This is a genomic window from Agrobacterium vitis (genome assembly GCF_013426735.1).
Lineage (GTDB): Bacteria > Pseudomonadota > Alphaproteobacteria > Rhizobiales > Rhizobiaceae > Allorhizobium > Allorhizobium vitis_D.
In genome coordinates this window covers 1,774,795-1,800,402 of record NZ_AP023272.1, presented here as the reverse complement: position 1 = coordinate 1,800,402, position 25,608 = coordinate 1,774,795, and the positions used below count along the sequence as shown (strand labels likewise).

The window sequence follows — 25,608 nt, the reverse complement described above, 5'->3', positions numbered from 1 at the left end:
CCAAACCACATCCAAGGATTACGCGATGAAAAGAACCGGCGGACAATTGATCGTTGAAGCCCTGAAGGCCAATGGCGTGAAGCGCGTTGCCTGCGTGCCCGGCGAAAGCTATCTGGCGGTGCTGGACGCGCTGGTTGACAGCCAGATCGAAACCGTCGTCTGCCGTCAGGAAGGCGGCGCGGCAATGATGGCCGATTGCTGGGGCCGCCTGACCGGCGAGCCCGGCATTTGCATGGTGACACGCGGTCCGGGTGCCACCAATGCCTCGGCGGGTCTGCATATTGCCCGGCAGGATTCGGTGCCGATGATCCTGTTCATTGGCCAGGTCGCCCGCGACATGCGCGAACGCGAAGCCTTTCAGGAAGTCGAATATCGGCGCGCCTTTACCGAATTTGCCAAATGGGTCGGCGAGATCGATGACGTCGCCCGCATCCCGGAATTTATCAGCCGCGCCTTTGCCGTCGCCACATCGGGCCGTCCCGGTCCTGTGGTGCTGACCCTGCCGGAAGATGTGCTGGTGGAAGAGGCGGATGCACCAGAAGCCCGCCCCTATATGCCGGTGGAAGCGCATCCCGGCCCTAGCCAGATTGCCGCGCTTGGCGCGATGCTGGAAAAGGCAGAGCGCCCGCTGGTCATCCTCGGCGGCACCCGCTGGGATGAGGCCTCAGTGAAAGCGTTTGAAGATTTTGCCGCGCAGTGGAAACTGCCGGTCGGCTGCTCCTTCCGCCGCCAGATGCTGTTTGACCATCTGCACCCCAATTACGCCGGCGATGTCGGCATTGGCATCAATCCGGCGCTTGCGAAAGAGGTGAAGGACGCCGATCTGATCCTGTTGCTGGGCGGTCGTTTTTCCGAAATGCCATCGTCATCCTACACGCTGATGGACATCCCCTACCCCAAGCAAAAACTGGTGCATGTCTATCCCGATCCGTCGGAGCTTGGCCGGGTCTACCGCCCTGATCTCGCCATCTGCGCCAGCCCCAAGGATTTCGTTGCGGCTTTGGCTGATTTGAAAGCACCGGCCTTACCCGTCTGGACCGAGCGGACGCAAACCATGCACGCTCAATATCTGAACTGGTCCACCCCACCCAAAACCGGCCCCGGCACGGTGCAGATGGGACCGCTCATGGAGTGGATCGAAGCCAATACCGCCAAAGATGTCGTCTTCACCAATGGCGCGGGCAATTACGCCACATGGCTGCACCGTTTTCATCGTTTTCAGGGCTATAACACGCAGGCCGCCCCCACCTCCGGCTCCATGGGCTATGGCCTGCCCGCCGCCGTGGCCGCCAAGGCGCAATTTCCCGAACGTGAAGTGATCTGCTTTGCCGGTGACGGCTGCTTCATGATGCATGGCCAGGAATTCATCACTGCCGTGCGCTACAATCTGCCGATCATCGTTTTGCTGATTAACAACAGCACCTATGGCACCATCCGCATGCATCAGGAGCGCGAATATCCGGGCCGCGTCAGCGCCACCGATCTGGTGAACCCGGATTTCAAGGCCTTTGCGCAGGCCTATGGCGGCCATGGCGAACTGGTGGAAAAGACTGAGGATTTCGCGGCGGCGTTTGAGCGCGCACGAGCCTCTGGCAAACCATCGATCATCGAAATCAAGCTAGATGCAGAAGCGATTACGCCGACCCGCACCTTGACTCAAATTCGCGAGAAAAGCTGACAAGCTTTTCAAAGGAAAAACAAAAAGGCCGGAGACAATCCCGGCCTTTTCTTCATCCAAGATGTGAAGTGCGATTAAATCGCAGCCGTCACGATAAACTCAACCTTGTAATCCGGGGTTGCCAAAGCAGCTTCGCTGGTGGCGCGGGCTGGTGGGTTGGCAGGGTCGATCCAGCTTTCCCAGACAGCATTCATTTCGGCGAAGGTGGACATGTCGGAGAGGTAGATGATGGTTTGCAGGATCTTCGACTTGTCGGAACCGGCAGCGGCCAGCAGGCGATCCACTTCGGCCAGCGCCGATTTGGACTGTTCGGTGACACCAGTGCCTTCGCCGACCTGGCCAGCCAGATAGACGGTATTGCCGTGAACGACAGCACCGCTCATACGCTTGCCGGGCTCGATACGCTTGATGGACATGGACTATCTCCTTGAGGTTATGAAACACGAAAACGCTGCGGACTTTGCCGCAGCGTGGGCAGGTTTTTTGAACGTTTAGCGCTGGCGCAGGCTGTGTTCGTAGGTCGCCGTAGAGCGGGCGCCGGAGCGGCAATAGCCAAGCATCGGGCGCTCCAGATCATCCAACGCGTCAACCATGGCGGCGACGGCATCCGGCGTGACTCCCATCGGGCCGACCGGAATATGGCGGATGGCAAGCCCAAGCTCCTCGGCCCGCGTGGCAATGGCGGCAAAATCCGGCTGGCCGGGCTCTTCGCCATCCGGGCGATGGCAAACGATGGATTTGAAGCCCAGCGCCTTGATATCATCCAGATCATCGAGACTGATCTGACCGCTGACGGAATATTCCTCGTTGATCGGCCTGATATTCATCGTCGCATCCTTTTCAAAACCGGCTTAATCGAAACCGGCCAAACATTTACGATGTGGATACTGGGGCGTCAACGCTGCAAGCGGATTCCAGACGCGCCAGATTTCACATGAAGAAGAAATCCAGTCCGAATTCACGGCTCTCGCCGGGCGCCAGCATGTCGAGTTCGCCGCCCTTGGCGAGATCTTCCCGTCCGACCCAGCGATGCGAGACCGGCTCGATACCCACGACATTGGCAGGAGCTTGCTGGTTGCGCCAGATTTGCAGGAAGGGCAGGCTTGCCGTGTCAAAACGCACCACCAACGTCAGACCGCCAACCGAGGCAATTGGGCCGAGCCGAAACTCTGCCCAGCCATCCGCTATGATCTTGTCGCTGTTGGCGGCGACGCAGAACACCCCGCCCGGCTCCGCGCCGAAACGCCAGCCGAAACCGCCTTCGTCCAGCATTGCCCCTTCCATCCGCACTGCATCATCGAACAGTTTAGCGGAGATATTCATGTGATACATCAACATGGCGGGAAACGGCGCGTGGCCAGTATTGGTAATCCGGTCGCGGAGCGCGACAGCACCGGTTTGCGCATCGATGCGCCAATGGCGCTCCAGAAGCGACTGGCCACCATCGGCATGGCGCACCGGAATTTCAGCCCGGCACTCACTGTCGCTTTGATGAAGAATGGTTGCCGGATGCGATGAAAACGAACCATGCAGCGGATAGCGACGACCGCTGCCATCGCCAATCGGTTCAGGGTGACGGATATGGTCAGGGCCGCAGGTGAAAAGAAAGCCTTCCAGGGAATGGTCAATGCGCGGATCGCCATCATCAGGAATGGCCCGATGCGGCGACAGATCGACCCCATCGATGATCAATGTGCGAATATCCAGAACCGATGTCGGGTCCAGTTCAACGATTGGACCCTTGGCTGCCTGTAGCTTCATGATTCGTCTCCTCCTACAATCCGCTCAGCATTACCGCGCTGATAGCGGCGTATGCCATGTCCTAAACCGTGTAAAAACGCGGTAGCCTATGATTTTCCCGTGTAAAACTCTGTTAATTTTGATGGACTGATGTATTCACGTCGTTCACCTTATCGTTCGCTAGCACGTTGTTTATGCACCGATTTTTCCAAGCTTGGCTGGAGCGTCTATCTGGAGCGATGCGCACGGGTTTAACAGTTTCTTCACTTCGTTTTCATTTTTCCATATTAGCGTCAAAATTACGGTGTTTCAGCGCATGATAAGCAATTGTCCATGCTTTGGCGCGAGCGCCTCGATTTCCCCTGAACCGGATAGGGTTTGGGGCGTTATGCAAGAAACCAACCGGAAAGATCACCCGTGCAGCCGCTTTGGAAAACTGGTCTCATCGTCGTCGCGCTTCTCTCAACGGTGTCGCAGCCCGCGCTGGCGCGCAGCCCCTATACGGGGCAGAACGCGAATACAGTGCTGATTACGCCCTCAGGAGAGGTTCTGGATTTCGTACCCGCACAGGGCTCGGTGATGATCAGCCGCGACCGCATGGGCCGCACGGTTTTGATTGACCGCTCCGGCAATCTGATCGCCACGGAAATGCCTGCCGACATGGTGTATGGCCGTGCCGACCGTAACCGCTATCCCAATGATTATTATCCACCAGCTCCTTCTGGCGGCGGCTATGACGACGAGGATATGGCGACTGGCGGCATTCCCGGGGACCAACCCGTTGAGCGCCAATCCCTCGACCAGGGCTACCCACAAAACGTCAACCATGATCCTTCGGTGAGCGACGATGCCCTGGCGCGGCCTGCCTCTCCTTCGACCGCAGCGCCGCCGACGCTTGGCAGCAGCGGCAAGGCCAAGCCGGAAATCACCGCGCTTCAGGTGTTTCTCGCCCGCGAAGGATTTTCGCCGGGGGCTATCGACGGCCATATGGGGATGAATGTTCAAAAGGCGCTGGAAGCCTGGCAGCAAAAGACCGGCGAGACGCTGAACCCTAACGACACCGACGCCATCATGGAGCGGCTGCGGATGAATGGCGGCCTGCCCTTCACCAGCTATACGCTGACCGCCGCCGATGCCGCTGGTCCTTATGTGGCGGAAATTCCTGAGGATTACAGCCAGAAGGCTGCGATGCCGTCGCTTGGCTATACATCCACAACGGAAATGCTGGCTGAGAAATTCCACATGGATGAGGGCTATCTGAAGGCGCTCAATCCCGGTGTCGATTTCACTGTTCCCGGCAGCACGGTCAAAGTGGTCAGCATCGGCCAGCCCCATAGTGGCCGGGTTACACGCATCGTGGCCGACAAGGGCCGCAAACAGGTTCTGGCTTACGGCGAGGATGGTCAGCTCATCACTGCCTACCCAGCCAGCATCGGCTCTAATGACACGCCATCGCCATCCGGCACCGTGCAGGTGCAGCGCGTCGCCTTCGATCCCGGCTACACCTATAATCCGAAGGTCAATTTCCAGCAGGGCGCCAATGACAAGGTTCTGAATATTCCGCCAGGCCCGAATGGTCCTGTTGGTACCGTTTGGATTGCCTTGTCCAAGCCCACCTACGGCATCCACGGTACGCCGGAACCCTCGAAGATCGGTCGCACCCAAAGCCATGGTTGTATTCGTCTGACCAATTGGGATGCAACGGAACTGGCCAAGATGGTACAGCCGGGCGTCACCGTAGAATTCGTTGACTGAGTGCGGTCAATCTTAAGCACATAAAAACGCCCCGCCGACTGTTGTCGTAGCGGGGCATTTTTTAGCTTATACCAATGTACAAATCTCAGGCGGCATCGCCGATCAGCCGCAAAAGGCGCGGGCGTAGGCTGCGCACCACTTTTACCGGAAGCAGATGCACGACCTCAGCAGCAAAGGCGCGTGAATTCTCCTGCGCCTTATCCAAATTGCTGACCTTGGCCGGGTCCATCGAATAGACAGTACCACCGGTCTCGAAAATGTCGCGGAAGGCGTTGCGCTCGGCAATCGGAGTATTGATGACATTCACCCCACGCGCCGCCAACAGGCCCTTGATGGCGAGAAGCGCCCGTGTCGTCACCATCGAGGCAACCCGTGTCAGAACCACCGAATGCGGGATGACAAGATTTCCGGCGATCCGCATCTGTTCGATCAGGTCGAGGATCTGGGCGGCTCCCTTGGCGTCCATGGCACAGCCCTGAACAGGGATCATCACATGGTCGGAAAGTCCGATGGCCATGGTGACGATGGCGTCACGCGCACCGGCCAGATCGATGATAACGTAATCGGCAGTTTTGCGGCCTTCCCGGATATGGCCCTGCAACGACCCAACGCTGACTTCGGAAATGACTTCGATATTGTGCTGCAACCCGGCGGCTTCCGACCATTGGGTAATCCAGCGTTGCGGATCGGCATCGAGAATACAGATCCGGTAGCCCTGATGGGCAAGTTCTGTGGCAAGCAGCAGCGCCGCTGTGGTTTTACCTGCGCCGCCCTTGGCATTGGCAAATGAGATGACTGGCATTGGTGTCCTCGATGCTATGATTGAGCCACTCATCGCTCTAACAGGCACCCGGCTATTCATGGCGCCCGGTTAATACATCCTTGCTAAAAATGGTTAATAAATAGCAAATGACATATATCAGTTCTTGTGAATGAAATTCTAGGTTACCTTGCTTGCCGTAAGCTGGAGCCAGATTTTCAAAAACATTCCGCCAGCAATGCGGTGGTATTTTCCAAAGTCATCTTGACAGGATTGCTTGCGGCACTTGCATCGCGGATAGCCATGGCAGCCAGATCGTCCAGCCGATCACCCGGCACGCCAAGCTCACTCAGATTATGCGGAATGGCGAGATCCTCACGAAACACCATCAGAAAATCATGGAAACCATCGAAGCCGCCCTGGATTTCCAGATAGCCCGCCAGTTTCTCTATCTTGCGCTCTATGGCCTTGCGGTTGAAAGACACCACCATCGGCATCAACACCGCATTGGTTGTGCCATGATGGGTATTATAGACCGCGCCGATCGGGTGCGACAAAGCATGAATGGCCCCCAGCCCCTTTTGCAGGGCAATCGACCCCATGACCGCCGCCGACATCATGTTGAGCCGGGCTTCCAGATCCACCGGATCACGATAGGCTTTGGGCAGAAATTCCTTGACCAACCGCATCCCCTCGATCGCAATACCCTGGCCGAGCGGATGGTAGACCGGCGAACAATAGGCTTCCAGGCAATGGGCGAAGGCATCCATGCCTGTGCCAGCGGTGATGGATTTCGGCATGCCGACTGTGAGTTCCGGGTCGCAAATGACGATTGCCGGAAGCATTTTCGGATGAAAGATCGCGGTCTTGACGTGGGTGACTGTATTGGTGATCACGCAGGTGCGTCCCACTTCGGCACCGGTTCCCGCGGTGGTCGGCACGGTCACCACCGGCAGGATTGCCGCCTCGTTGGCATCACGCCAGCCCTCAGTGCCCGCAGCGAAATCCCAGACCGGGCGGGTCTGCCCCGCCATGAAGGCCACGCATTTGCCAAGATCAATGCCGGAACCACCGCCAAAGGCAACGACACCGTCATGACCGCCGTCTCGGAAGACCGCAAGCCCGGCTTCCAGATTAAGCTCCGTCGGGTTGGGATCGACATCGGCAAACAGCGCGTGGTCCAGCCCTGCATCACTCAACGTTTCCTGCGCCACCCTGGTAATCGCCAGCGCTGCCAGCCCACGGTCAGTGACCAGCAAAGGATTGCGCATGCCCAAGGATTTGCAGGCCTCACCCAGCTCTTCTATCCGACCGCGCCCGACCCTGATGTCGGTCGGATAACTCCAATTCGCAAAGATTTTCATGATCGCATCACTCCTTCCACCGGAGGATCGAAGAGGGGATCGGAAAAGGCAAAAAGGATTAGCGAGGGTCATGCCGCTGCTTGCGTCTGACCAGTGCAAACCTCAGAGAATTTGAACCTCCCGAATGCGGGCTTTCCTCCTCACCCACAATGGCCATGGTAGAGTATCTAATATAAATAACTACTAATCAAAAAGGGAAAATCGGTGGCTTCGCCACAGCAACTTCAAATTTTAAAAGAAAACAGTCTCACGCTTTCATTTAGATAAACAGAGGCCGCCGATCCGGGCGACCCCTCTTCGTATCAAGTCAGGCTATTCAGGCTTGGCCGACAGCTTTTTCCGCAGCGGCAATTTCCGCCTGACGCTTTGCCACTTCATCGCCAATCGGCGGGCCCTTGAAGCGACGCTGCTCGAACAGAACCCAGATCAGCGCCGTCAGCGCCAGAAAACCGACAGTGATATACAGCGCCCACTGGTTGGGTGGCTGCACCCCGATGATGAAGATGGCAACCATGGCCAGGATGACCAGCAGACCGACAAACCGGTAAGCGCCGATCCCCATATTCCACGGTCCCATTTTCGGCCATTTCGCCGTACCGATCACCTTCATACCGAGCACGATCGGAATGGCGAAGGACAGGAACAGGAAAATCACCGTGCAGGACACGACAATCGTATAAGCCGAGGCACCGGCAATGGTGACAAGCGAGGCACCCCAGACAAACAGCACCGACAGCACTGCCCCGACCCAGATGGCCGTGGCCGGAGTGCGGAACCTCGGGCTAACGCTGGAAAGCGCCTTGGAGGCAGGCAGGCCGCCATCGCGCGAAAAGGCATAGATCATCCGCGAAACCGAGGTGACGGTTGCCAGACCGCAGATGAACTGCGCAACGAAAATTGCCAGATACAGGATATTGGCGACAACCGGGTGGGTGACGCTGTTCAACGTCCAGAAGAACACGTTCCAGCCCTGGGCTGCGGCTTCATTCATATCGGGAATAGCCAGGAGAAAGGCCAGCAACATGATGTAGCCGAACAGCGATGCCCAGAAGACCGAGGAAATAATCCCCTTCGGCACCGATTCCGAAGCCTTGATGGTTTCCTCCGAGGTATGGGCGGAGGCATCGTAACCGGTGATCGTATAGATCGGCAAAAGCAGGCTGAGAGCAAAAATATACCAGACACTGCCGGTTTGCGGCCAGACTGGCGCATCGCCCGCTGGTGTGCCGGAATAATTGGTAAAGGTCCAGATGCGAGAGAAATCCCAGGTTTTCACGCCGATCAGGCAGACGATTGTCAAGGCGATGGCGGTGATGAAGATCAGATAACCCGAGAGATCCGTCAGCTTGGCGGTCAGCTTGATGCCGAGATGGTTGATCAGCGCCTGCGCCGCCGTAATTGCGGCCACGAACAGGATCTGATTGGCAAAGCCGCCTGCCGTCGTCGTATCGACATTGACGCCGAACCAGCCGGCAATCGATCCGGCGAAAAAGCCCCAGGTGCCGACATTGATGGCACCGAGCACAGTGACCAGGCCGATCAGGTTAAACCAGGCCGTAACCCAGCCGGTGAACCGATTACCAAGAATCGAACCCCAATGGTAAAGCCCGCCCGCCGTGGGATAGGCCGAGGCAATCTGTGCCATGCCGAGCGCGAAAACGCCGGAAATCAGGCAGCCCAATGGCCAGCCGATGCCGATGGCCGCCCCACCGGCCCCGGATGTCGCCTGGGCCAGCGAATTGATGCCGCCGGACAGAATGCAAATGATCGAGAAGGAAATCGCAAAGTTCGAAAACGAACTCATGCGCCGCTCCAGCTCCTGCGCATAGCCCATGGAATGGAGGATATGCAGGTCTTCCTGCTTATCAACGTCGCTATAACCGGTCATGATGACCCCCAGTTAAGCCGAGGCAAAACACCTCGGCAGCCTCTGCCTTTCGGTTTGCCGGTTGTTACCGTTACAAACCGCACGCAGTCTTCGCTGCTCCCTTTGGATCTTGTTATCGTAAGCCGGACCGGCATGGCCGGATGGCTTGGGAGACCCGTCACGATCCTGTGATACAGGCCCCTGTTTTCAGTGTTTGTCTAAAATCAATTTCAGTCGAAAAAAAAATCAATCGTCAGCTTTTCAAATGCCCATGCAATTCACATGCCTGTTCGCGCCATTCCCCAGCCTGCAACCGTCGTAACAACAGGGAATGCTGGAAAAGCGCCTCATGAAACCCCGCTATTTGCACAGGCACAGAGGCGCGGATGATGACGTGCACCCCACGGGCATGCTTGCACGACAAAGCCATAGGACTGAATCTTCGAGACAAAGAACTTATTTTCTTTTTCAAATCAAGGAACTAAGCGCCAATTCCCCGACATCCCCTTAGGCTGAACAGGGAAAAGTCATTTTTTCCGGTTGGGGCAGATTGACTCGATGACCCTCTGTCGTCTTATCTTTGCGCAATAAACCGGCAAAGACCGGAGGGGAACAATCGACGCTTGCAGATACCTGTCATCTCAGCAGCAGCGCGCGCAAAATCCAGGGTCATGGCTTTTACCTGCTCGGCCGGGTCATCCGTGCTATCAGCGATACCGCAGATTGTCTCCAAGAATACCGTCGCAGAAATACTTGAAGGTATGCCCGTTATAGCAGTGCTCACCCACCCTATCCGTCACATAACTATCATCTGCGCCCCCTATGCAGTCGCTCGGCTTACCGCAGACAATTTTGCAGATCGAAGATTTGCAGATCCACAAGGAGGACACCCGTGAACATCCGTTTGCACCGCATTCTTTCCCTCTCGACCGCCATGGTCGTCGCATCGGCCACCTATGCGAGCGCCGAGCCAAGCGCCGAGCTGATCGCAGCTGCCAAAAAAGAAGGCATGCTGACCACCATCGCCCTGCCCCATGACTGGTGCGGCTATGGCGACGTGATCGCCGGCTTCAAGAAGAAATACCCTGAAATCAAGGTCAACGAGCTAAACCCCGACGCAGGCTCCGGTGATGAAATCGAAGCCATCAAGGCCAATAAGGGCAATACCGGCGACCAGGCTCCCGACGTGATCGACGTAGGCCTGTCATTCGGCCCAACTGCCAAGGCCGACAAGCTGATTCAGCCCTACAAGGTCTCAACCTGGAACAGCATTCCGGCAGAAGCGAAGGACGCCGACGGCTACTGGTATGGCGACTATTATGGGGTCATGGCCTTCGAGGTAAACAAGGATCTCGTTTCCAACCCGCCGAAGGACTGGGCCGATCTGCTTAAGCCAGAATATGCCAATATGGTGGCCCTGGCTGGCGATCCGCGCACTGCGAACCAGGCGATTTCCGCCGTTTTCGCCGCTGGTCTTTCCGCATCTAACGGCGACGCCGCCAAGGCTGGTGAAGAAGGCCTGAAATTCTTCAAATCACTGAATGAAAAGAATAATTTCGTTCCCGTCGTCGGCAAGCCGGCCACCCTCGCCCAAGGTACCACGCCGATCATGCTGCGCTGGGACTATAACGCGCTGGCTGGCCGCGATTCGTTGAAGGGAAACCCGCCGGTGGACGTCATCGTGCCCGCCTCCGGTGTGGTCGCCGGCGTTTATGTCCAGGCAATTTCCGCCTACGCACCGCATCCGAACGCCGCCAAGCTCTGGATGGAATATCTCTATTCCGACGAAGGCCAGATTGGTTGGCTGAAGGGCTACTGCCATCCAATCCGGTTCAACGATCTGGCCAAGAACGTCAAAATTCCGGCGGATGTCCTGGCAAAGCTGCCTGACCCGAAGGCCTATGAAAAGGCTATCTTCCCGACGCTCGACCAGCAGGATGGCTACAAGAAGACTATTACCGAAGGCTGGGACAAGGTTGTCGGCGCCGCCGTCAAGTAATCTTCGACCTCATCGGTTTCCCCGCCTGCTGGCGGGGAAACTTGCCTATCCGTGACGGAGATTATTTCATGCAAGCCACCAAGGCGGAACGCAACCGGATTATATTCGACTGGCTGGGCATAGCCCCATTCATGCTGTTCGCCCTGATGTTTCTCATCATACCGACGCTCTACCTCATTACGGGGGCCTTTCAGGACGCCGAGGGGCATTTCACACTAGGCAATATTGCCGGGCTGTTCACCGACAAAATCATCTCCTCATTCTCCATCAGCATTCGCATCAGCATCGCATCGGCGATCGGCGGTATTCTCCTGGGCTTCTACATCGCTTGGGCTCTCGTTCTGGGAGGGTTACCACCTTTCGTGCGCTCGGTAGTGATGACCTTCTGCGGCGTCGCGTCCAATTTCGCCGGCGTGCCTCTTGCCTTCGCCTTTCTGGCGACACTTGGCCGGCTCGGCCTGATCACCATGCTGTTGCGCGACTGGTTCGGTTTCAACCTCTATGCCAGCGGCTTCAATCTACTTAGTTTTACCGGGTTGACGCTAACCTACATGTATTTCCAGATCCCGCTGATGGTATTGATCATCATACCGGCGCTGGAAGGCATGAAGCGCGAGTGGCGCGAGGCGGCGGAAAGCCTGGGCGCCAGCCATTTTCAATATTGGACAAAGGTTGCTCTGCCGATTCTGTTTCCATCCATCGCCGGTGCCTTCATGCTACTGTTTGCCAATTCCTTCGGCGCTATTGCCACAGCTTTTTCGCTGACAGGCAGTTCGCTCAATATCGTACCGATCCAGCTTTATGCCCAGATCCGCGGCGACGTGCTGCACAATGCCAATCTCGGCTATGCGCTGGCCTTCGGGATGATCGTGGTGACCGGGCTTTCCAATATCCTCTATATTACGCTGCGCATACGCGCGGAACGGTGGCAGAAATGAAACCGCAGAAGTTTTTCGCTTGGTTGGCCATCGCGCTAGGCAGTTTTTATTTCATCGTGCCGCTGATCGCCACCTTCGAATTTTCCCTGCGCATGCGGCGCGGTGAATATTCGTTCGATGCATATCGCACAGTATTTTCAGATGGCAATTTTCAGGCCTCCTTCGGTTATTCGGTGTTCATGGCTGTTTTCACCATTGCTCTGATCACCCTTTTGGTCGTGCCAACCGCTTATTGGGTGCGGTTGCGTCTGCCGCAAATGCGGCCTGTCATCGAGTTCATTACAATGATGCCGCTGGTCATTCCCGCCATTGTGGTGATTTTCGGTTATCTGAGGCTCTATAATTCCTCATCTTTCCTGCCATTGACAGCCACCACCACGGGTACGGACCTCCTCTTCCTGTTCGGATTGATGACCCTGTCACTCCCCTATACCTATCGTTCGGTGGACGCCGCCATGCGCGCCATAGATGTGCGCACCTTGACGGAGGCTGCCCAGAGCCTTGGCGCTGGCTGGTGGCTGATCCTGTTTCGGTGTATTTTTCCCAATGTGCTGAGCGGCATACTGTCGGGTGCCTTTATCACTTTCGCCATCGTCATCGGCGAGTTCACCATTCCCTCGCTATTAAACAGGCCTGCCTTCGGGCCCTATCTGCAATTGATCGGTGCCAACCGCGCCTATGAGCCACCGGCGCTGGCGATCATCGCTTTCGCCATGACATGGCTCAGCATCGCACTTCTCAATATCATTGCCCTTTTTACCAAGCCCTTGCCAGCCAAGGCATGAGAACAGAACAATGTCCTTTCTGACCCTGACCCATATCAAGAAGAGCTTCGGCCCCGTCCAGGTCGTGCATGACTTCAACATGTCGATCGAAAAGGGCGAATTCATCTCCTTTCTCGGACCGTCCGGCTGCGGCAAGACCACCATTCTTAGGATGATCGCCGGTTTCGAAACTGTCACCGATGGAGTGATCTCGATTGCCGAAAAAAACCAGACGGATCTGAAGCCAAACCGGCGCAATATCGGCATGGTCTTCCAGGCCTATGCGCTGTTTCCCAACATGAATGTGTTCGATAACGTCGCCTTCGGCCTGAAGATCGCTAAAAAGCCCAAGGTGGAAATTCACAGCCGGGTGATGGAAATGCTGAAGCTGATCCATCTCGATCATCTGGCCGAGCGCTATCCCTACCAGATGTCCGGCGGCCAGCAGCAGCGCGTCGCGCTCGCCCGGGCGCTGGCGCCAAAGCCACAGGTTTTGCTGCTGGATGAGCCGCTTTCGGCGCTGGATGCCAAGATCCGCGTCTCGCTGCGCGAGGAGATCCGCCAGATCCAGCGCCAGCTCGGCATCACAACCGTGTTCGTGACCCATGACCAGGAAGAGGCTCTGTCGATTTCGGACCGGATCGTGGTGATGAATGGCGGGCGCGCCGACCAGATCGGCACACCCTCGGAGATCTACAATCATCCCCAGACCCGTTTCGTCGCCTCCTTCGTCGGTACACTCAACCTGATCGACGCCAAAGTGACGGATACATCCAGCAATACGATCCTGATCGGCGACCAGCAGATCAGCCTGAAAAAGCCGCTGGGCAAAGCCAATGGCGAAACCGTCACCGTGGCGCTGCGCCCGGAAGCCGGATCGCCTGCCGAAGGCGCCAAGGGGAATGTTCGGATCAGCGGCAAAGTTACCTCAAGCCATTTTCTCGGCTCGGTCATCCGTACCCGGCTGGATGTCGGCGGCGCCACGCTGTCCTTCGACATGTTCAACGATCCGGGCGTTACGCCGGCAGTGATTGGCGAAACTGTAACGCTGAAATTTGCAGGTGACGACCTGATGGTGGTGGCGGATTGATGATATTTTCGCACCATACCCAGAATTGACAGAGCGCAAAAATCCACCCATGAATTGAATTTAAACATGCTAATTCATGTATTTACGCATTATCAATAGAAATCAAATATAAAGCCTCATCACGTAGGAGGCATCTTAAATGGGACTGTTGTCGTTTGGCTTCGGTGCAGACAATAAAGGCGTTTTGGAAGCCATTAATCGGTCTCAGGCCATCATTGAATTCGACCTTAATGGCAATATCCTTGATGCGAACGATAATTTTTGCAAAGCGATCGGCTATCAGAAGTCGGAAATCGTCGGCAAGCACCATAGGATTTTTGTTGACCCTGAAGACGTCAAGACCCCAGCTTATGCAAACTTCTGGGCAAAACTCGGGTCCGGTCAGTTCGATCAGGGGCAATACAAACGATTGACCAAGTCCGGTGAAGCGATCTGGATCGAAGCCTGCTACAATCCCGTCTTTCGGGGCAATAAGCCCTATAAGGTCGTGAAAATCGCCACCGACATAACGGCTGCGAAGACCAAGACCATGGACAGTGACGGCAAGATCGATGCGCTGATGCGCTCTCAAGCCGTTATCGAATTCACGCCAACCGGCCAGATTCTCACAGCCAACGACAATTTCTGCAAAACATTGGGCTATAGCTTAAGCGAAATCGTCGGCAAGCATCATTCGATGTTCTGCGAACCCGCCTATGCTGCCTCGCCTGAATACAAGCAATTCTGGCGCAAGCTAGCCGCGGCCGAATATCAGAGCAATGAGTTTCTGCGCATCGGCAAAGGTGGAAAACACGTTCATATTCAAGCGACCTACAATCCAATTTTCGACGAAAGGGGACAAGTCGTCAAGGTTGTGAAATTCGCAACCGATGTGACTGGCCGTGTCAAAGCCATCGACGCCATCGCTGCCGGTCTGGAGCGCCTTTCAAACTGCAATATCCGCATGACGATTGACGAGCCGTTCATTCCGACCTTCGAACACCTGCGCACAAACTTCAACATGTCGATCGGCAAGTTTCAGGAAACGCTGGCACAGGTGTTGACGGAAACGGCATCCGTGGCCGCCAACAGCCGGGAAGTCCAGGAAAGCTCCACCAGTCTCGCCCAACGCTCTGAACAACAGGCCGCCGCACTTGAACAAACCTCAGCCGCATTGGAGGACATTACCACCGTCGTTAATCAGTCCAGTACGAGCACCAAGAACACCAGAGATCTGGTGCGTGATGCGCGCCAGGCAGCAACCGAATCCGTGAAGGTCGTCAACTCGACGGTGGACGCGATGAGCCGCATCGAGGGTGCTTCGAAGGAAATCAGCAACATCATCAGCGTCATCGATGAAATCGCCTTCCAGACCAATCTTCTGGCCTTGAACGCAGGCGTAGAGGCCGCCCGCGCTGGCGAAAGCGGCAAGGGCTTTGCTGTTGTGGCACAAGAAGTGCGCGAACTGGCCCAGCGTTCCGCCAAGGCCGCCAAGGAAATCTCAGAGCTGATCTGCAAATCCAGCAATGAAGTAAAAGACGGTGTGCGTTTGGTCGGGGAAACAGGCAGTGCTCTGAACCGGATCGAATCCTTCGTTCAATCCATCGATGACAATATCGAAGCCATTGCCACAGCCGCAATAAAGCAATCCACCAGCCTTGGCGAAATCAGCTCCGCCGTGAATGCGCTGGATCAGATGACGCAAAAGAATGCGGGTATGGTCAATACGATCAACACCATCAGCGAAGCACTTTCCAACGGCGCTGCCAAGCTGACAGAACTGGCCAACCGCTTCCAGCTCAACAGGCGATCTGCGATCCGAGAGCCAGGAAGCTCCGCTGCTATACGCGGCGCCACCAGGCGCGGCAGCAACCGCTCCGCAGCCTGACCGGAAAATATTTCAAACAGCCCCCCGCCTTTAAGCAACACATTGACGAAAACATCGGCGGTGGGTTTCACTTTTGGCATTTTTATTTTGCGGTCCGTGAGGCGATAGGCCAATTTTCGAGCATCTTCAAAGCTACGGCTTAACGAAAGAGTGCCTATGTCTGCCAAGTCAGCCTTGACCACCCCTGCCCTGGCCATCATCGACACGATCAGCGATCCGGGAAAAAGCGACCGCAGCAACGAGGACAGACTGGGCTATAATGAGCAGGCCGCTTTCGTTCTCGATGGCGCAACCGGGTTGGGCGAGGTCCAGTTCATGGAGGGTTACGGTTCCGATGCCGCATGGATCGCCCAGTTTGCGGCAAAACGGCTGACCATGGAACTGACCAGCGACACCAATGTCACCGAGGTGATCCGCGCCATCGCTTTCGACGCCCACGAGCTTTTTACCGCAGCCGCAGGTGACCAGCCCCGCTATGCCTGGCCGCTGGCGGCCCTTGCCGCCTTGCGTGTAACGCCAGATGGCGCAGAATTCATTGGCCTTGGCGATAGCGTGCTTTATCTTCTGCATGATGATGGCCGGGTGGAAACGCATATGGCCCTGCCTGAAGCATTTGAGCACGAACAGCAAGCCGCCCGCGCCCATGTGGAGCGGGCGGGCGGCATCGGTGCAAGCGGCATGGCCCACACAAGCGACACCGAAACATTGGAAAATTTACGCAGCAAACGCGAAAAGCAAAACACGCCCGGCGGCAGTGTCTGGTCTCTGGGACTCATACCAGATACCGCCGATCATCTGGTTCGTACAGCCCTGACCATCGAGACCGGCGCCACCGCCCTGATCTGCTCGGATGGGCTGGCCGATCTCGTCAGCCTCTACCGGGCCTATGATCCTGCCGGTCTGGTCAAACGCGCCGCTACCGCCGGATTGAAAGCCCTGGTCACCGAATTGCGGCATCTGGAACGCGAGGTCGATCCAGACGGGCTACAATTTCCACGTTTCAAGCAAAGCGACGACACGACGGCGATCCTCTGCCGGATCGATCGTTAAGCTTAGCCTAATATCTCTCTCAGAGCCGCCAGCAGCCGGTCACATTCGGCATCCGTGCCGATGCTGATGCGCAAAAAATCATCGATCCGAGGCTTTTGAAAATTGCGCACCAGCACGGATTTTTGCCGCAGCGCCAATGTGAGATCCGCACCGGTCCGCTCCGAATGTCGCGCAAATACAAAATTGGCAGAGGATGGCAGGACCTCGAAGCCCAAATCCAGAAGGCCAAGCGCAAGACGCTCCCGGCTGGCGACAACCAGATCGCGGTGACGCTCGAACCATTCCCGGTCTTCCCAGGAGGCAACGGCCCCAGCAAGCGCCAGCCGATCGAGCGGGTAGGAATTGAAACTGTCCTTGACCCGCTCCAAGGCCTCGATCAGCGCCCGTTGTCCAACAGCAAAGCCAACCCGCAATCCGGCAAGGCCGCGTGATTTCGAAAAAGTCTGAACCACCAGCAGGTTCGGATAGGTTTTGACCAGTGGAATGGCGCTGTCCGCACCGAAATCCACATAGGCCTCATCAATCACCACCACCTGATCGGGATGGTCACGCACGAGAGTTTCAATCTCCGAAAGCGACAGGGCAATACCCGTCGGTGCATTGGGATTGGGCAGGATGATCGCCCCACACGGCTGCCGGTAATCCTCAATCCGCACTCGCATGGCATCATCCAAGGCAACCTCCCGGAAATCAATGCCATAGAGCCGACAATAGGTTGGGTAGAAACTATAGCTCACATCCGGAAACAGTAGCGGCTTATCGTGATTCAACAGGGCCTGAAACGTGTGCGCCAAGACCTCATCTGAACCATTGCCGACAAACACCTCGCCCGGGTCGAGATTGTGGCTTTTGGCAATCGCATGGCGCAGCGGTAGGCCGGTTGGGTCGGGGTAAAGGCGAAGGGCCTCATCCACCGCCTGTCGTATCGCGGCAATTGCATGCGGCGAAGGACCGTAAGGGCTTTCATTGGTGTTCAGCTTGACCAGATCGTTGATGGCGGGTTGTTCGCCCGCCACATAAGGCATCAGGGATTGAACGATCGGGCTCCAGAAGCGGCTCATGTCAATTCTCCACGGATTGGAGGCGGCATTGAGAGGGTCGGCACTCAATTTTCATTTTTGATATCGCACGCAGAGGGTGATGCCAAGGCACAGGAGATACTCACCCGTCATTACCCTTTCGGCATTGCCGCCGTTTCGAACGCAGCAAGAGGAACACTATTCATCATTTTCAATGGTGCCTGGAACCATATCGGGGAAGCTTAAAGCAAGATGGTCCTGCTCTTGTTGAGTTTGATTTTTTTGATAGTATGTCTTATATAATTTTCATATCAAATAAGTAATATAAAACCCTTTAAAAAATGGGGATAGCGATGGCAATAGACGTGATATCGCAAAACTTCGATCAATCCCTGTCTTTTCTATCTCAAATAAAGCAAACGAACACATTTGAAAATCTTGTAGATTTAACAAAACATGCGACAAGCCGGTACGGTGTTAAAAATATCGTTCTAGGATTTCCACCAGAAATCGGAATGCTACCCAAACAGCAAATGCAGGGTATTTTACTTGCAGACTGGCCTGACGAATGGTCGCATCTCTATTTCCGCGACAACCTGGCATTTCAAGACCCTGCCATCCGACACATCCTCAAATCGGAACCCTCCTTTGTCTGGTCGGATTTCTCCAAAACATTACCCATAAGCCGTGACGAAAAATGGCTGCTGGATCAGGCCAAGGAGTTTTTCGTCAGCAATGGCTTCACCCTGCCCATCGTATCCCTGGACGGACGCCGCGCTGGCGTCACATTCGCCGGCAGCGACATCGATGATTCACCCCAGGCAAGAACCGGCATGGCGCTGATCGCAAGCCTCATCTTCGCACGCACGCTGGAACTATATGGCGCAAACCAGAAACAGACCACTCGACTGACCCCGAGGGAAAGGGAAGTCATCGGCTGGATTGCAAATGGCAAGACGGATTGGGAAATCAGCGTGATTTTCGGAGTCTCAGAAAAGGCCGTGACCAAGCATGTTGGCAATATCATGATGAAACTCTGCACCGTCAGCAGATCACACGCCATTGCAGAAGCCTTCCGGCAAAAATTGATATGCTGAAATCTGTCAAGGTGGCTTTTCCTCTACTACGCGGATTTAAAGTTTTTTGTAACATTTAAAATTTTCAATACTTAGACCAGAATCCACCGCTCAGATGACTAAAGCGCTGATTAAAAATATGTTTACTTAAGTCTTTCAAGAAATCCCGATAATTGATTATAAAATTCCCAAAATAAACACAATTTATAGTATTACGTCTTAAAATAGGACGGGCAGCCGACAATCTTCTCTTATTTTTTGACCGTTGATCATATTGTAAAACACAGACCGAAATATGAGATAATTTCCGCTGTAGTGTATTGAGATAGCCGATGACATTGCTCAAAAAAACACCGGACGTGCACGATTATAACATTCTGGCGGGTGAACGTTTGAAAAGCGCCCGCAAGAATAAAGGGATGAGCCAAGCCGACGTTGCAAGAGAACTGGGTGTGACCTTCCAACAGCTGCATAAATACGAAAAAGGCATCAACGGCATGAGCGCCAGCAGACTTGCCGCTGCAGCCACTCTCTTGGGAATGGACCCCGATTTTTTCTATGCAGCCGATAGTGCCGTGGCATCGCCCAAGGATACCTCAAGCGAGCTGACAGATCTGGTGAAAGCGACATCGCGTTCAGACGCGCTTGAACTCAACACATGTTTCGCCAGAATTAAAAACTCCAATACACGCAAAATCATTATTTCCATTATCGAGCAGATTGCATCTGCTCGTTAGAGCTAGTCCGACAAGGCGGCAACGTCCGCGCACCTCCAAGCTCCTTAAGCCGGTAAAATACCAGGCCTGACCTCTCCATAATCCCCATCACCTGCGATCACAGGCCTGAATTTTGATGGCGGTGCCGAGGCCTGAGCACCGTCCATTTTCTGGTCCATCGCTTGGGCAAAGCAGATCTCTTCCCACGAAATTGCAGTATCAAAAATTTCAACCAAATACATCGATCAAAATTTGAACAGTATTTTCCTGAAAATGGAAACTAATTGATCAAATAACGAATTAGTTCATATCGGTTTTACAATATAACTAATTCTAGTCTTTTGTAATCGAGGTATTTCAGATGAAGTCGATTGGTTCTGTCTTGGATGAGCATCGAGGCATCGGTCCGGGATTTGATTTCCTGCGAATTTTCCTGGCGGTCATGGTTTTACTCGACCATTCGTTCCTGATTGCCGAAGGTGAAAAATATCAGTTTTCGCAGCCCGGAATCACGGTCCTGCAGGCTGCTATTCTGCCAATGTTTTTTGCGCTCAGCGGCTTTCTGATTACTGGCAGCGCCATTCGCCTTCGCCTGAAGGACTTCCTGCTCAATCGCGGCATCAGGATCGTGCCAGCGCTTGCGGTTGATATTGTCTTTGCGGCGCTGATCCTTGGTCCACTGTTTACCACAGTCAGCCTGCCGACCTATTTTCAGTCCTATGAATTCTGGGCTTATTTCGCCAATATATTCGGCGTTATCCATTATGTCCTACCGGGCGTCTTCGAGCACAATCCGTTTTCATCGACCGTGAATGGATCTTTGTGGACCGTTCCCTATGAGATCGGTTGCTATGCCATCATGTCAGCGCTGATCATTTTTGGCTTTCTAAAGCGCCCTATGATGGCACTGGTGGCGACGGCATGTGTCGCCGTGATCATCATCGCGCTGAAGGTCGAAAACATCAGCCCATCGAGCATGGGCGGTCTTTTTGCACCCGAAAGCTCCGGCTACACCCTGCTTAACCACTTTATCGGCCTGCGCGGCCTGATGCTCTATGTCAATTTCATGCTGGGATCGGTGTTCTTCCTGTTCCGACGCTTCATTCCGAAGCACTGGCTGCTGGCAGTTATCTCCTGCATCGTTCCGATTGCCACCTCTTTCGCGCTTCCTGACGTCAGCGGCAGCACGCTCTGCACCATTTTTGCGCCGATGCTGGTCTATCTCACCGTCTATGTCGGAATGCTGCGCATTCCACCCATCCCGATTTACCATCGGGGAGACTATTCCTACGGAATCTATCTCTATGGATATCCCTTTCAGCAGGCCCTCGTCAGCCTGTTTCCGAAATTAACGTCGCCATGGCTGCACTTTGCCATATCCCTTCCCATCGCAACCGTAATTGCCATGGGTTCCTGGCATTTCATCGAAAAGCCAATCCTGCGGCTAAGGAAGAAATTCAGCTTTACGGCCCAGAAAGGCAGTGCCAGAGAGGTCTTGCCGCGTGCGGAGGCGGTCATGAAGTGATGTCTTTTCGAGAGCAGAATTCCAGAGAATTTCTATTTTTCCCCAGTCTCGATGCGGTAAACTTTGCAGACCAATCCCTCTGACGTGCGATAGGTTCGAAATCCCATCGCCTCATAATAGGCAAGCCCCATATCGTTATCGGCATCAATGGCCGCTTCGATATTCTGAACCGGAAATGCTTCCGCGGCCCGCAAAGTCTCACGAAAGAGAGCAGAACCAACCCCTCGCCTTGCGGCAAGTGGGCTTACGTGAGTGCCGGCAATACCCCAGCCCTCAGGGTGCCATAGGGGTTATCTGCTGTCGCATATCGCAAGGACTGAAACCCAAGAATACGGCCATCCTCGTCTTGCGCAACCGAGCACTCAATGCGGTTCCTGTGGTCGATATAATGCGCAAGCACCCAATCAGGATCACCCGCATTCTTGCGTAAGCCAGCAGCAAATATCTCGTCGAGAGCATTGCTCATCCCTTGGGCATCAAGGGAGTTTGCCGGTCTTATCTGCATGTTCCCTCGACCTTCAGACGATTACGCCGCAGCATCCTCATCCACTGCCGCCTTCGGCACGTAGTTCAGCACAGGCCCCAGCCAACGCTCAATCTCGCGCACCTCCATGCCTTTGCGGGCGGCATAATCTTCCACCTGATCGCGCTCAACCTTGGCCACGCCGAAATAGTAGCTGTCCGGATGACCGATGTAGAGGCCCGACACGGAGGAGCCGGGCCACATGGCGTAGCTTTCCGTCAGCGTTACGCCTGTCGTGGCCGTGGCATCCAGCAGGTTGAACAGCGTGACCTTTTCGGTGTGGTCGGGCTGGGCTGGATAGCCGGGGGCTGGGCGGATACCGGCGTAGGACTCCGAGATCAGCTCTTCTGGCGTAAAGGTTTCGTCTGCGCCGTAGCCCCAGAATTCCTTGCGCACGCGCTCATGCATGCGTTCGGCAAAGGCTTCGGCGAAGCGGTCGGCCAATGCCTTGACCATGATGGAAGAGTAATCGTCGTTGGCGCGCTCGAACCGTTCGGCAATCGCCACTTCTTCGATACCTGCCGTCACCACAAAGCCGCCGACGTAATCTTCCACGCCGCTATCAACGGGAGCGACGAAATCGCTAAGCGCCACATTCGGGCGGCCATCGCGCTTGGAAAGTTGCTGGCGCAAGGTGAAGAAGGTTGCGAGGTCTTCTTTCCGGCTATCGTCCTTGAACAGCCGGATATCATCACCAACGCTGTTGGCTGGCCAGAAGCCGATGACGGCGCGGGGGCGGAACCATGTTTCGTCAATAATCTTGGTCAGCATGGCTTGCGCATCAGCATAGAGCGCGCGGGCGGCTTCGCCCTGCTTTTCGTCCTCCAGAATAGCCGGATAGCGACCTTTCAGCTCCCATGTCTGGAAGAAAGGTGTCCAGTCGATGTACTCGGCCAATTCCTTGAGATCGTAATCTTCAAACACCTTGATGCCGGTGAAGCTTGGCTTTTTCGGCTTATAATTGGTCCAATCCACCTTGGCGGCGTTGGCGCGGGCACGGGCAATGGGCAGACGTTGCTTTTCCAGCTCGGCACGGGCGTGGGCATCTGCCACCTTGGCATACTCAGTGCGCAAGGTTTCAATGGTGGTGTCGCGGGTATCGGGCGACAGCAAGGACGAGACAACGCCCACGGCGCGGCTGGCATCCAGCACGTAGACCGCTTGGCCCTTCTGATATTGCGGATGGATTTTCACCGCCGTATGCACACGGCTGGTGGTGGCCCCACCAATCAACAGCGGCACGTTAAAGCCTTGGCGCTGCATCTCGGCTGCCACATGCACCATTTCATCCAGCGATGGGGTGATAAGGCCGGAAAGGCCGATAATATCGACCTTTTCCTTGATCGCCACTTCCAGAATCTTCGCCGCAGGCACCATCACGCCAAGGTCGATGATCTCGTAATTGTTGCAGGCCAAAACCACACCGACAATGTTTTTGCCAATGTCGTGCACGTCACCCTTCACGGTGGCCATCAGGATTTTGCCAGCCGCTTCACGCTCGCCCGTGCCGCCATTGGCGCGCTTTTCTTCTTCCATGTAAGGCAGAAGCACAGCCACGGCCTGCTTCATCACGCGGGCGGATTTTACCACCTGCGGCAGGAACATTTTGCCCGCGCCAAACAGATCGCCCACCACATTCATGCCCGCCATCAGCGGACCTTCGATGACGTGCAGAGGCCGCGCCGCATTCTGCCGCGCTTCCTCAGTATCAGCATCGATAAATTCGGTAATGCCGTTGACCAGCGCATGCTCCAGCCGCTTTTCCACCGGCAGTTCGCGCCAGGACATATCCTGCACACGGGCTTTCGCCTCGCCTGTGCCGCGATAGCGCTCGGCAATCTCCAGCAGACGTTCTGTGCCATCAGGGCGGCGGTTCAGCACCACATCTTCGCAGGCTTCGCGCAGTTCCGCATCAATGCTTTCATACACCGCCAGCTGGCCAGCGTTGACAATGCCCATATCCATTCCCGCCTGAATGGCGTGGTAGAGAAACACGGCATGCATCGCCTCGCGCACAGGCTCATTGCCACGGAACGAGAAGGACAGGTTGGAAACACCGCCGGAAATATGCACCAGCGGCATGCGCTGGCGGATGGTGCGGGTGGCCTCGATGAAATCAACACCGTAATTGTTGTGCTCTTCAATGCCGGTGGCGACGGCAAACACATTGGGGTCGAAGATAATGTCTTCTGGCGCAAAACCGGCTTCTTCGGTGAGGATTTTGTAAGCGCGGGAACAGATTTCCACCTTGCGCTCATAGGTATCCGCCTGCCCCTGCTCGTCAAAGGCCATGACAACAACAGCGGCACCGTAATTGCGGATCAATTTAGCATGGGCCACAAAACTCTCCTCGCCTTCCTTCAGCGAGATGGAGTTGACGATGGGCTTGCCCTGCACGCATTTCAGGCCAGATTCGATGATCTGGAACTTGGACGAGTCAATCATCACCGGAACGCGGGCAATATCGGGTTCGGCGGCAATCAGGTTGAGGAATTCAACCATGGCCTTTTCCGAATCGATCAGGCCTTCATCCATATTGATGTCGATGATCTGCGCGCCGTTTTCCACCTGATCGCGGGCCACAACGAGGGCGGCATTGTAATCACCAGCGGTGATCAGCTTGCGGAACTTGGCAGAACCCGTGACGTTGGTGCGCTCACCCACGTTGACGAAGGGAATTTCCTTGGTCAGCTCAAACGGCTCAAGGCCAGAGAGCGACATGAACGGGCGATGCTCTGCGGGCTGGCGTGGAGCCTTACCCTTCACCGCATCGGCAATGGCCGCAATATGCGCAGGCGTGGAGCCACAGCAGCCGCCAACCACGTTGACGATGCCTTCCTCGGCAAAGCCTTCCACCAATTTCGCCATATATTCCGGGCTTTGGTCATACTGACCAAATTCATTGGGCAGGCCAGCATTGGGGTAAGCCGAGACGAACGTATCGGCAATGCCCGACAGTTCCTGCAAATGCGGACGCATGGCATCGGCACCCAAAGCGCAGTTCAGGCCAACGGTAAAGGGACGTGCATGGCGCACGGAGTTCCAGAACGCCGACGGCGTCTGGCCGGACAAGGTACGGCCGGAAAGGTCGGTGATCGTGCCGGAAATCATCACTGGCAGGCGAATGCCCTTGGCAAGAAAACGCTCCTCGCAGGCAAAAATTGCCGCCTTGGCGTTCAACGTGTCGAAGATGGTTTCGATCAGGATGAGATCGGCACCGCCATCGATCAAACCATCGATCTGCTCGCCATAGGCGCGGCGAAGATCATCGAAGGAAACGGCGCGGTAGCCGGGATTGTTGACGTCGGGCGAAATGGACGCCGTGCGGTTGGTCGGGCCAATCGCACCGGCCACAAAGCGGCGCTTGCCATCTTCGCGCTCGGCACGAAGAAGCGCGCGGCGCACGACCTGTGCGCCGTATTTATTGAGGTCGTAGACAGCGCCTTCCATCTCGTAATCCGCCTGGGCGATGCGGGTGGAGGAAAAAGTGTTGGTCTCAACAATATCCGCCCCCGCCATGGCGTAGCGAAAATGGATGTCTTCAATGGCTTCCGGCTGGGTCAGAATCAGAAGGTCATTATTGCCCTTCTGGTGGCAGGCGCAGCCAATGAAGCGCTCGCCGCGAAAGTCATCCTCATCAAGGCCAAGACCCTGAATTTCCGTGCCCATGGCACCGTCGAGGATCAGAATACGCTCACGCGCCGCCTGTTGCAGAGCTTTGAGGATCTCTGCGCCGTCGCGGTTCGCCCCTTCACGTCCAAACAATTGATCGAGCATGAGCGACTTCCTTCCGTTCCCAGGGTTACGTACCCAATCACATAAAGATATGTTTATGTCAATATACGGCCATGTTATTTGATCACGCCGCTTCACCGGC

Annotated in this window: 21 protein-coding genes; 11 read left to right on the top strand and 10 right to left on the bottom strand. The window is 55.5% G+C overall.

Annotation, left to right across the window (positions count from 1 at the left end; genetic code table 11):
• Window positions 1-25 precede the first annotated feature (25 nt).
• Window positions 26-1,678: a thiamine pyrophosphate-binding protein gene (locus tag H1Y61_RS08260; RefSeq protein WP_180574312.1), complete on the top strand. Its 1,653-nt coding sequence runs from the start codon at window positions 26-28 to the stop codon at window positions 1,676-1,678.
• A gap of 74 nt (window positions 1,679-1,752) precedes the next feature.
• Here the strand turns inward: H1Y61_RS08260 and H1Y61_RS08255 are convergent, their stop codons facing one another.
• The 3 genes from H1Y61_RS08255 to H1Y61_RS08245 all read right to left on the bottom strand — a co-directional run bounded on the left by H1Y61_RS08255 (window position 1,753) and on the right by H1Y61_RS08245 (window position 3,442).
• A complete protein-coding gene (locus tag H1Y61_RS08255) occupies window positions 1,753-2,094 on the bottom strand; it encodes a RidA family protein (RefSeq protein WP_071204851.1) in 342 nt (113 codons plus the stop codon).
• A gap of 75 nt (window positions 2,095-2,169) precedes the next feature.
• Window positions 2,170-2,505 (bottom strand): protein tyrosine phosphatase family protein, encoded by a 336-nt coding sequence (locus H1Y61_RS08250; protein WP_180574311.1) that lies wholly within the window; start codon window positions 2,503-2,505, stop codon window positions 2,170-2,172.
• Between the two features lie 103 nt (window positions 2,506-2,608).
• Entirely contained in the window at window positions 2,609-3,442 is an 834-nt protein-coding gene (locus H1Y61_RS08245) for an aldose 1-epimerase family protein (RefSeq protein ID WP_180574452.1), read from the bottom strand.
• A gap of 393 nt (window positions 3,443-3,835) precedes the next feature.
• Here H1Y61_RS08245 and H1Y61_RS08240 point away from each other — a divergent pair, with 393 nt between their 5' ends.
• Window positions 3,836-5,173 carry a L,D-transpeptidase family protein gene (locus H1Y61_RS08240; protein WP_180574310.1) on the top strand — a complete coding sequence of 446 codons (1,338 nt, stop codon included), beginning with the start codon at window positions 3,836-3,838 and terminating at the stop codon, window positions 5,171-5,173.
• Window positions 5,174-5,258: 85 nt separating this feature from the next.
• Here H1Y61_RS08240 and H1Y61_RS08235 read toward each other — a convergent pair whose 3' ends face one another.
• From H1Y61_RS08235 to H1Y61_RS08225, 3 genes are all read right to left on the bottom strand, one after another.
• A complete protein-coding gene (locus H1Y61_RS08235) occupies window positions 5,259-5,975 on the bottom strand; it encodes a ParA family protein (protein ID WP_180574309.1) in 717 nt (238 codons plus the stop codon).
• A 176-nt stretch (window positions 5,976-6,151) separates the two neighbouring features.
• Window positions 6,152-7,297 (bottom strand): iron-containing alcohol dehydrogenase, encoded by a 1,146-nt coding sequence (locus H1Y61_RS08230; RefSeq protein WP_180574308.1) that lies wholly within the window; start codon window positions 7,295-7,297, stop codon window positions 6,152-6,154.
• A 316-nt stretch (window positions 7,298-7,613) separates the two neighbouring features.
• Window positions 7,614-9,185 carry an amino acid permease gene (locus tag H1Y61_RS08225; protein WP_180574307.1) on the bottom strand — a complete coding sequence of 524 codons (1,572 nt, stop codon included), beginning with the start codon at window positions 9,183-9,185 and terminating at the stop codon, window positions 7,614-7,616.
• A 913-nt stretch (window positions 9,186-10,098) separates the two neighbouring features.
• Here H1Y61_RS08225 and H1Y61_RS08220 point away from each other — a divergent pair.
• The 6 genes from H1Y61_RS08220 to H1Y61_RS08195 all read left to right on the top strand — a co-directional run bounded on the left by H1Y61_RS08220 (window position 10,099) and on the right by H1Y61_RS08195 (window position 16,872).
• Complete coding sequence (locus H1Y61_RS08220; protein ID WP_180574451.1) at window positions 10,099-11,163, top strand: ABC transporter substrate-binding protein; 1,065 nt, start codon at window positions 10,099-10,101, stop codon at window positions 11,161-11,163.
• Window positions 11,164-11,231: 68 nt separating this feature from the next.
• Complete coding sequence (locus H1Y61_RS08215; protein WP_180574306.1) at window positions 11,232-12,101, top strand: ABC transporter permease; 870 nt, start codon at window positions 11,232-11,234, stop codon at window positions 12,099-12,101.
• Window positions 12,098-12,886 carry an ABC transporter permease gene (locus H1Y61_RS08210; protein WP_180574305.1) on the top strand — a complete coding sequence of 263 codons (789 nt, stop codon included), beginning with the start codon at window positions 12,098-12,100 and terminating at the stop codon, window positions 12,884-12,886. The genes H1Y61_RS08215 and H1Y61_RS08210 overlap by 4 nt, the downstream gene beginning before the upstream one ends.
• Window positions 12,887-12,896: 10 nt before the next feature.
• Window positions 12,897-13,955 (top strand): ABC transporter ATP-binding protein, encoded by a 1,059-nt coding sequence (locus tag H1Y61_RS08205; protein ID WP_180574304.1) that lies wholly within the window; start codon window positions 12,897-12,899, stop codon window positions 13,953-13,955.
• Window positions 13,956-14,094: 139 nt separating this feature from the next.
• A complete protein-coding gene (locus tag H1Y61_RS08200) occupies window positions 14,095-15,822 on the top strand; it encodes a methyl-accepting chemotaxis protein (protein ID WP_180574303.1) in 1,728 nt (575 codons plus the stop codon).
• Between the two features lie 156 nt (window positions 15,823-15,978).
• Window positions 15,979-16,872 (top strand): protein phosphatase 2C domain-containing protein, encoded by an 894-nt coding sequence (locus H1Y61_RS08195; RefSeq protein ID WP_180574302.1) that lies wholly within the window; start codon window positions 15,979-15,981, stop codon window positions 16,870-16,872.
• Between the two features lie 2 nt (window positions 16,873-16,874).
• On the opposite strand, the gene hisC is transcribed toward H1Y61_RS08195, so the two are convergent.
• Entirely contained in the window at window positions 16,875-17,933 is a 1,059-nt protein-coding gene (gene hisC, locus H1Y61_RS08190) for a histidinol-phosphate transaminase (RefSeq protein ID WP_180574301.1), read from the bottom strand.
• Window positions 17,934-18,244: 311 nt separating this feature from the next.
• Here hisC and H1Y61_RS08185 point away from each other — a divergent pair, with 311 nt between their 5' ends.
• The 3 genes from H1Y61_RS08185 (at window position 18,245) to H1Y61_RS08175 (ending at window position 21,208) form a co-directional block, all read left to right on the top strand.
• Window positions 18,245-18,988, top strand: a complete 744-nt coding sequence (locus H1Y61_RS08185) for a helix-turn-helix transcriptional regulator (protein ID WP_180574300.1) — start codon at window positions 18,245-18,247, stop codon at window positions 18,986-18,988.
• A 311-nt stretch (window positions 18,989-19,299) separates the two neighbouring features.
• Entirely contained in the window at window positions 19,300-19,704 is a 405-nt protein-coding gene (locus tag H1Y61_RS08180; protein WP_174111313.1) for a helix-turn-helix domain-containing protein, read from the top strand.
• Window positions 19,705-20,044: 340 nt separating this feature from the next.
• Window positions 20,045-21,208, top strand: a complete 1,164-nt coding sequence (locus H1Y61_RS08175; RefSeq protein ID WP_180574299.1) for an acyltransferase family protein — start codon at window positions 20,045-20,047, stop codon at window positions 21,206-21,208.
• A 32-nt stretch (window positions 21,209-21,240) separates the two neighbouring features.
• Here the strand turns inward: H1Y61_RS08175 and H1Y61_RS27165 are convergent, their stop codons facing one another.
• Genes H1Y61_RS27165 through metH form a run of 3 tightly spaced genes read right to left on the bottom strand, consistent with a single transcriptional unit; the run spans window position 21,241 to window position 25,508 of the window.
• Complete coding sequence (locus H1Y61_RS27165) at window positions 21,241-21,471, bottom strand: N-acetyltransferase family protein (protein WP_457915827.1); 231 nt, start codon at window positions 21,469-21,471, stop codon at window positions 21,241-21,243.
• Window positions 21,453-21,674, bottom strand: coding sequence for a hypothetical protein (locus H1Y61_RS27160; RefSeq protein ID WP_457915825.1), 222 nt, complete (start codon window positions 21,672-21,674; stop codon window positions 21,453-21,455). The genes H1Y61_RS27165 and H1Y61_RS27160 overlap by 19 nt, the downstream gene beginning before the upstream one ends.
• 60 nt (window positions 21,675-21,734) lie before the next feature.
• Entirely contained in the window at window positions 21,735-25,508 is a 3,774-nt protein-coding gene (gene metH, locus H1Y61_RS08165; protein ID WP_180574298.1) for a methionine synthase, read from the bottom strand.
• Window positions 25,509-25,608: the final 100 nt, after the last annotated feature.

Bases quoted from the DNA above. Each gene is read 5' to 3' on its own strand.
- H1Y61_RS08260 (WP_180574312.1), top strand. From the start codon at position 26: ATGAAAAGAACCGGCGGACAATTGATCGTTGAAGCCCTGAAGGCCAAT.
- H1Y61_RS08255 (WP_071204851.1), bottom strand. From the start codon at position 2,094: ATGTCCATCAAGCGTATCGAGCCCGGCAAGCGTATGAGCGGTGCTGTC.
- H1Y61_RS08250 (WP_180574311.1), bottom strand. From the start codon at position 2,505: ATGAATATCAGGCCGATCAACGAGGAATATTCCGTCAGCGGTCAGATC.
- H1Y61_RS08235 (WP_180574309.1), bottom strand. From the start codon at position 5,975: ATGCCAGTCATCTCATTTGCCAATGCCAAGGGCGGCGCAGGTAAAACC.
- H1Y61_RS08230 (WP_180574308.1), bottom strand. From the start codon at position 7,297: ATGAAAATCTTTGCGAATTGGAGTTATCCGACCGACATCAGGGTCGGG.
- H1Y61_RS08225 (WP_180574307.1), bottom strand. From the start codon at position 9,185: ATGACCGGTTATAGCGACGTTGATAAGCAGGAAGACCTGCATATCCTC.
- H1Y61_RS08220 (WP_180574451.1), top strand. From the start codon at position 10,099: ATGGTCGTCGCATCGGCCACCTATGCGAGCGCCGAGCCAAGCGCCGAG.
- H1Y61_RS08215 (WP_180574306.1), top strand. From the start codon at position 11,232: ATGCAAGCCACCAAGGCGGAACGCAACCGGATTATATTCGACTGGCTG.
- H1Y61_RS08210 (WP_180574305.1), top strand. From the start codon at position 12,098: ATGAAACCGCAGAAGTTTTTCGCTTGGTTGGCCATCGCGCTAGGCAGT.
- H1Y61_RS08205 (WP_180574304.1), top strand. From the start codon at position 12,897: ATGTCCTTTCTGACCCTGACCCATATCAAGAAGAGCTTCGGCCCCGTC.
- H1Y61_RS08200 (WP_180574303.1), top strand. From the start codon at position 14,095: ATGGGACTGTTGTCGTTTGGCTTCGGTGCAGACAATAAAGGCGTTTTG.
- H1Y61_RS08195 (WP_180574302.1), top strand. From the start codon at position 15,979: ATGTCTGCCAAGTCAGCCTTGACCACCCCTGCCCTGGCCATCATCGAC.
- hisC (WP_180574301.1), bottom strand. From the start codon at position 17,933: ATGAGCCGCTTCTGGAGCCCGATCGTTCAATCCCTGATGCCTTATGTG.
- H1Y61_RS08185 (WP_180574300.1), top strand. From the start codon at position 18,245: ATGGCAATAGACGTGATATCGCAAAACTTCGATCAATCCCTGTCTTTT.
- H1Y61_RS08180 (WP_174111313.1), top strand. From the start codon at position 19,300: ATGACATTGCTCAAAAAAACACCGGACGTGCACGATTATAACATTCTG.
- H1Y61_RS08175 (WP_180574299.1), top strand. From the start codon at position 20,045: ATGAAGTCGATTGGTTCTGTCTTGGATGAGCATCGAGGCATCGGTCCG.
- H1Y61_RS27160 (WP_457915825.1), bottom strand. From the start codon at position 21,674: ATGAGCAATGCTCTCGACGAGATATTTGCTGCTGGCTTACGCAAGAAT.
- metH (WP_180574298.1), bottom strand. From the start codon at position 25,508: ATGCTCGATCAATTGTTTGGACGTGAAGGGGCGAACCGCGACGGCGCA.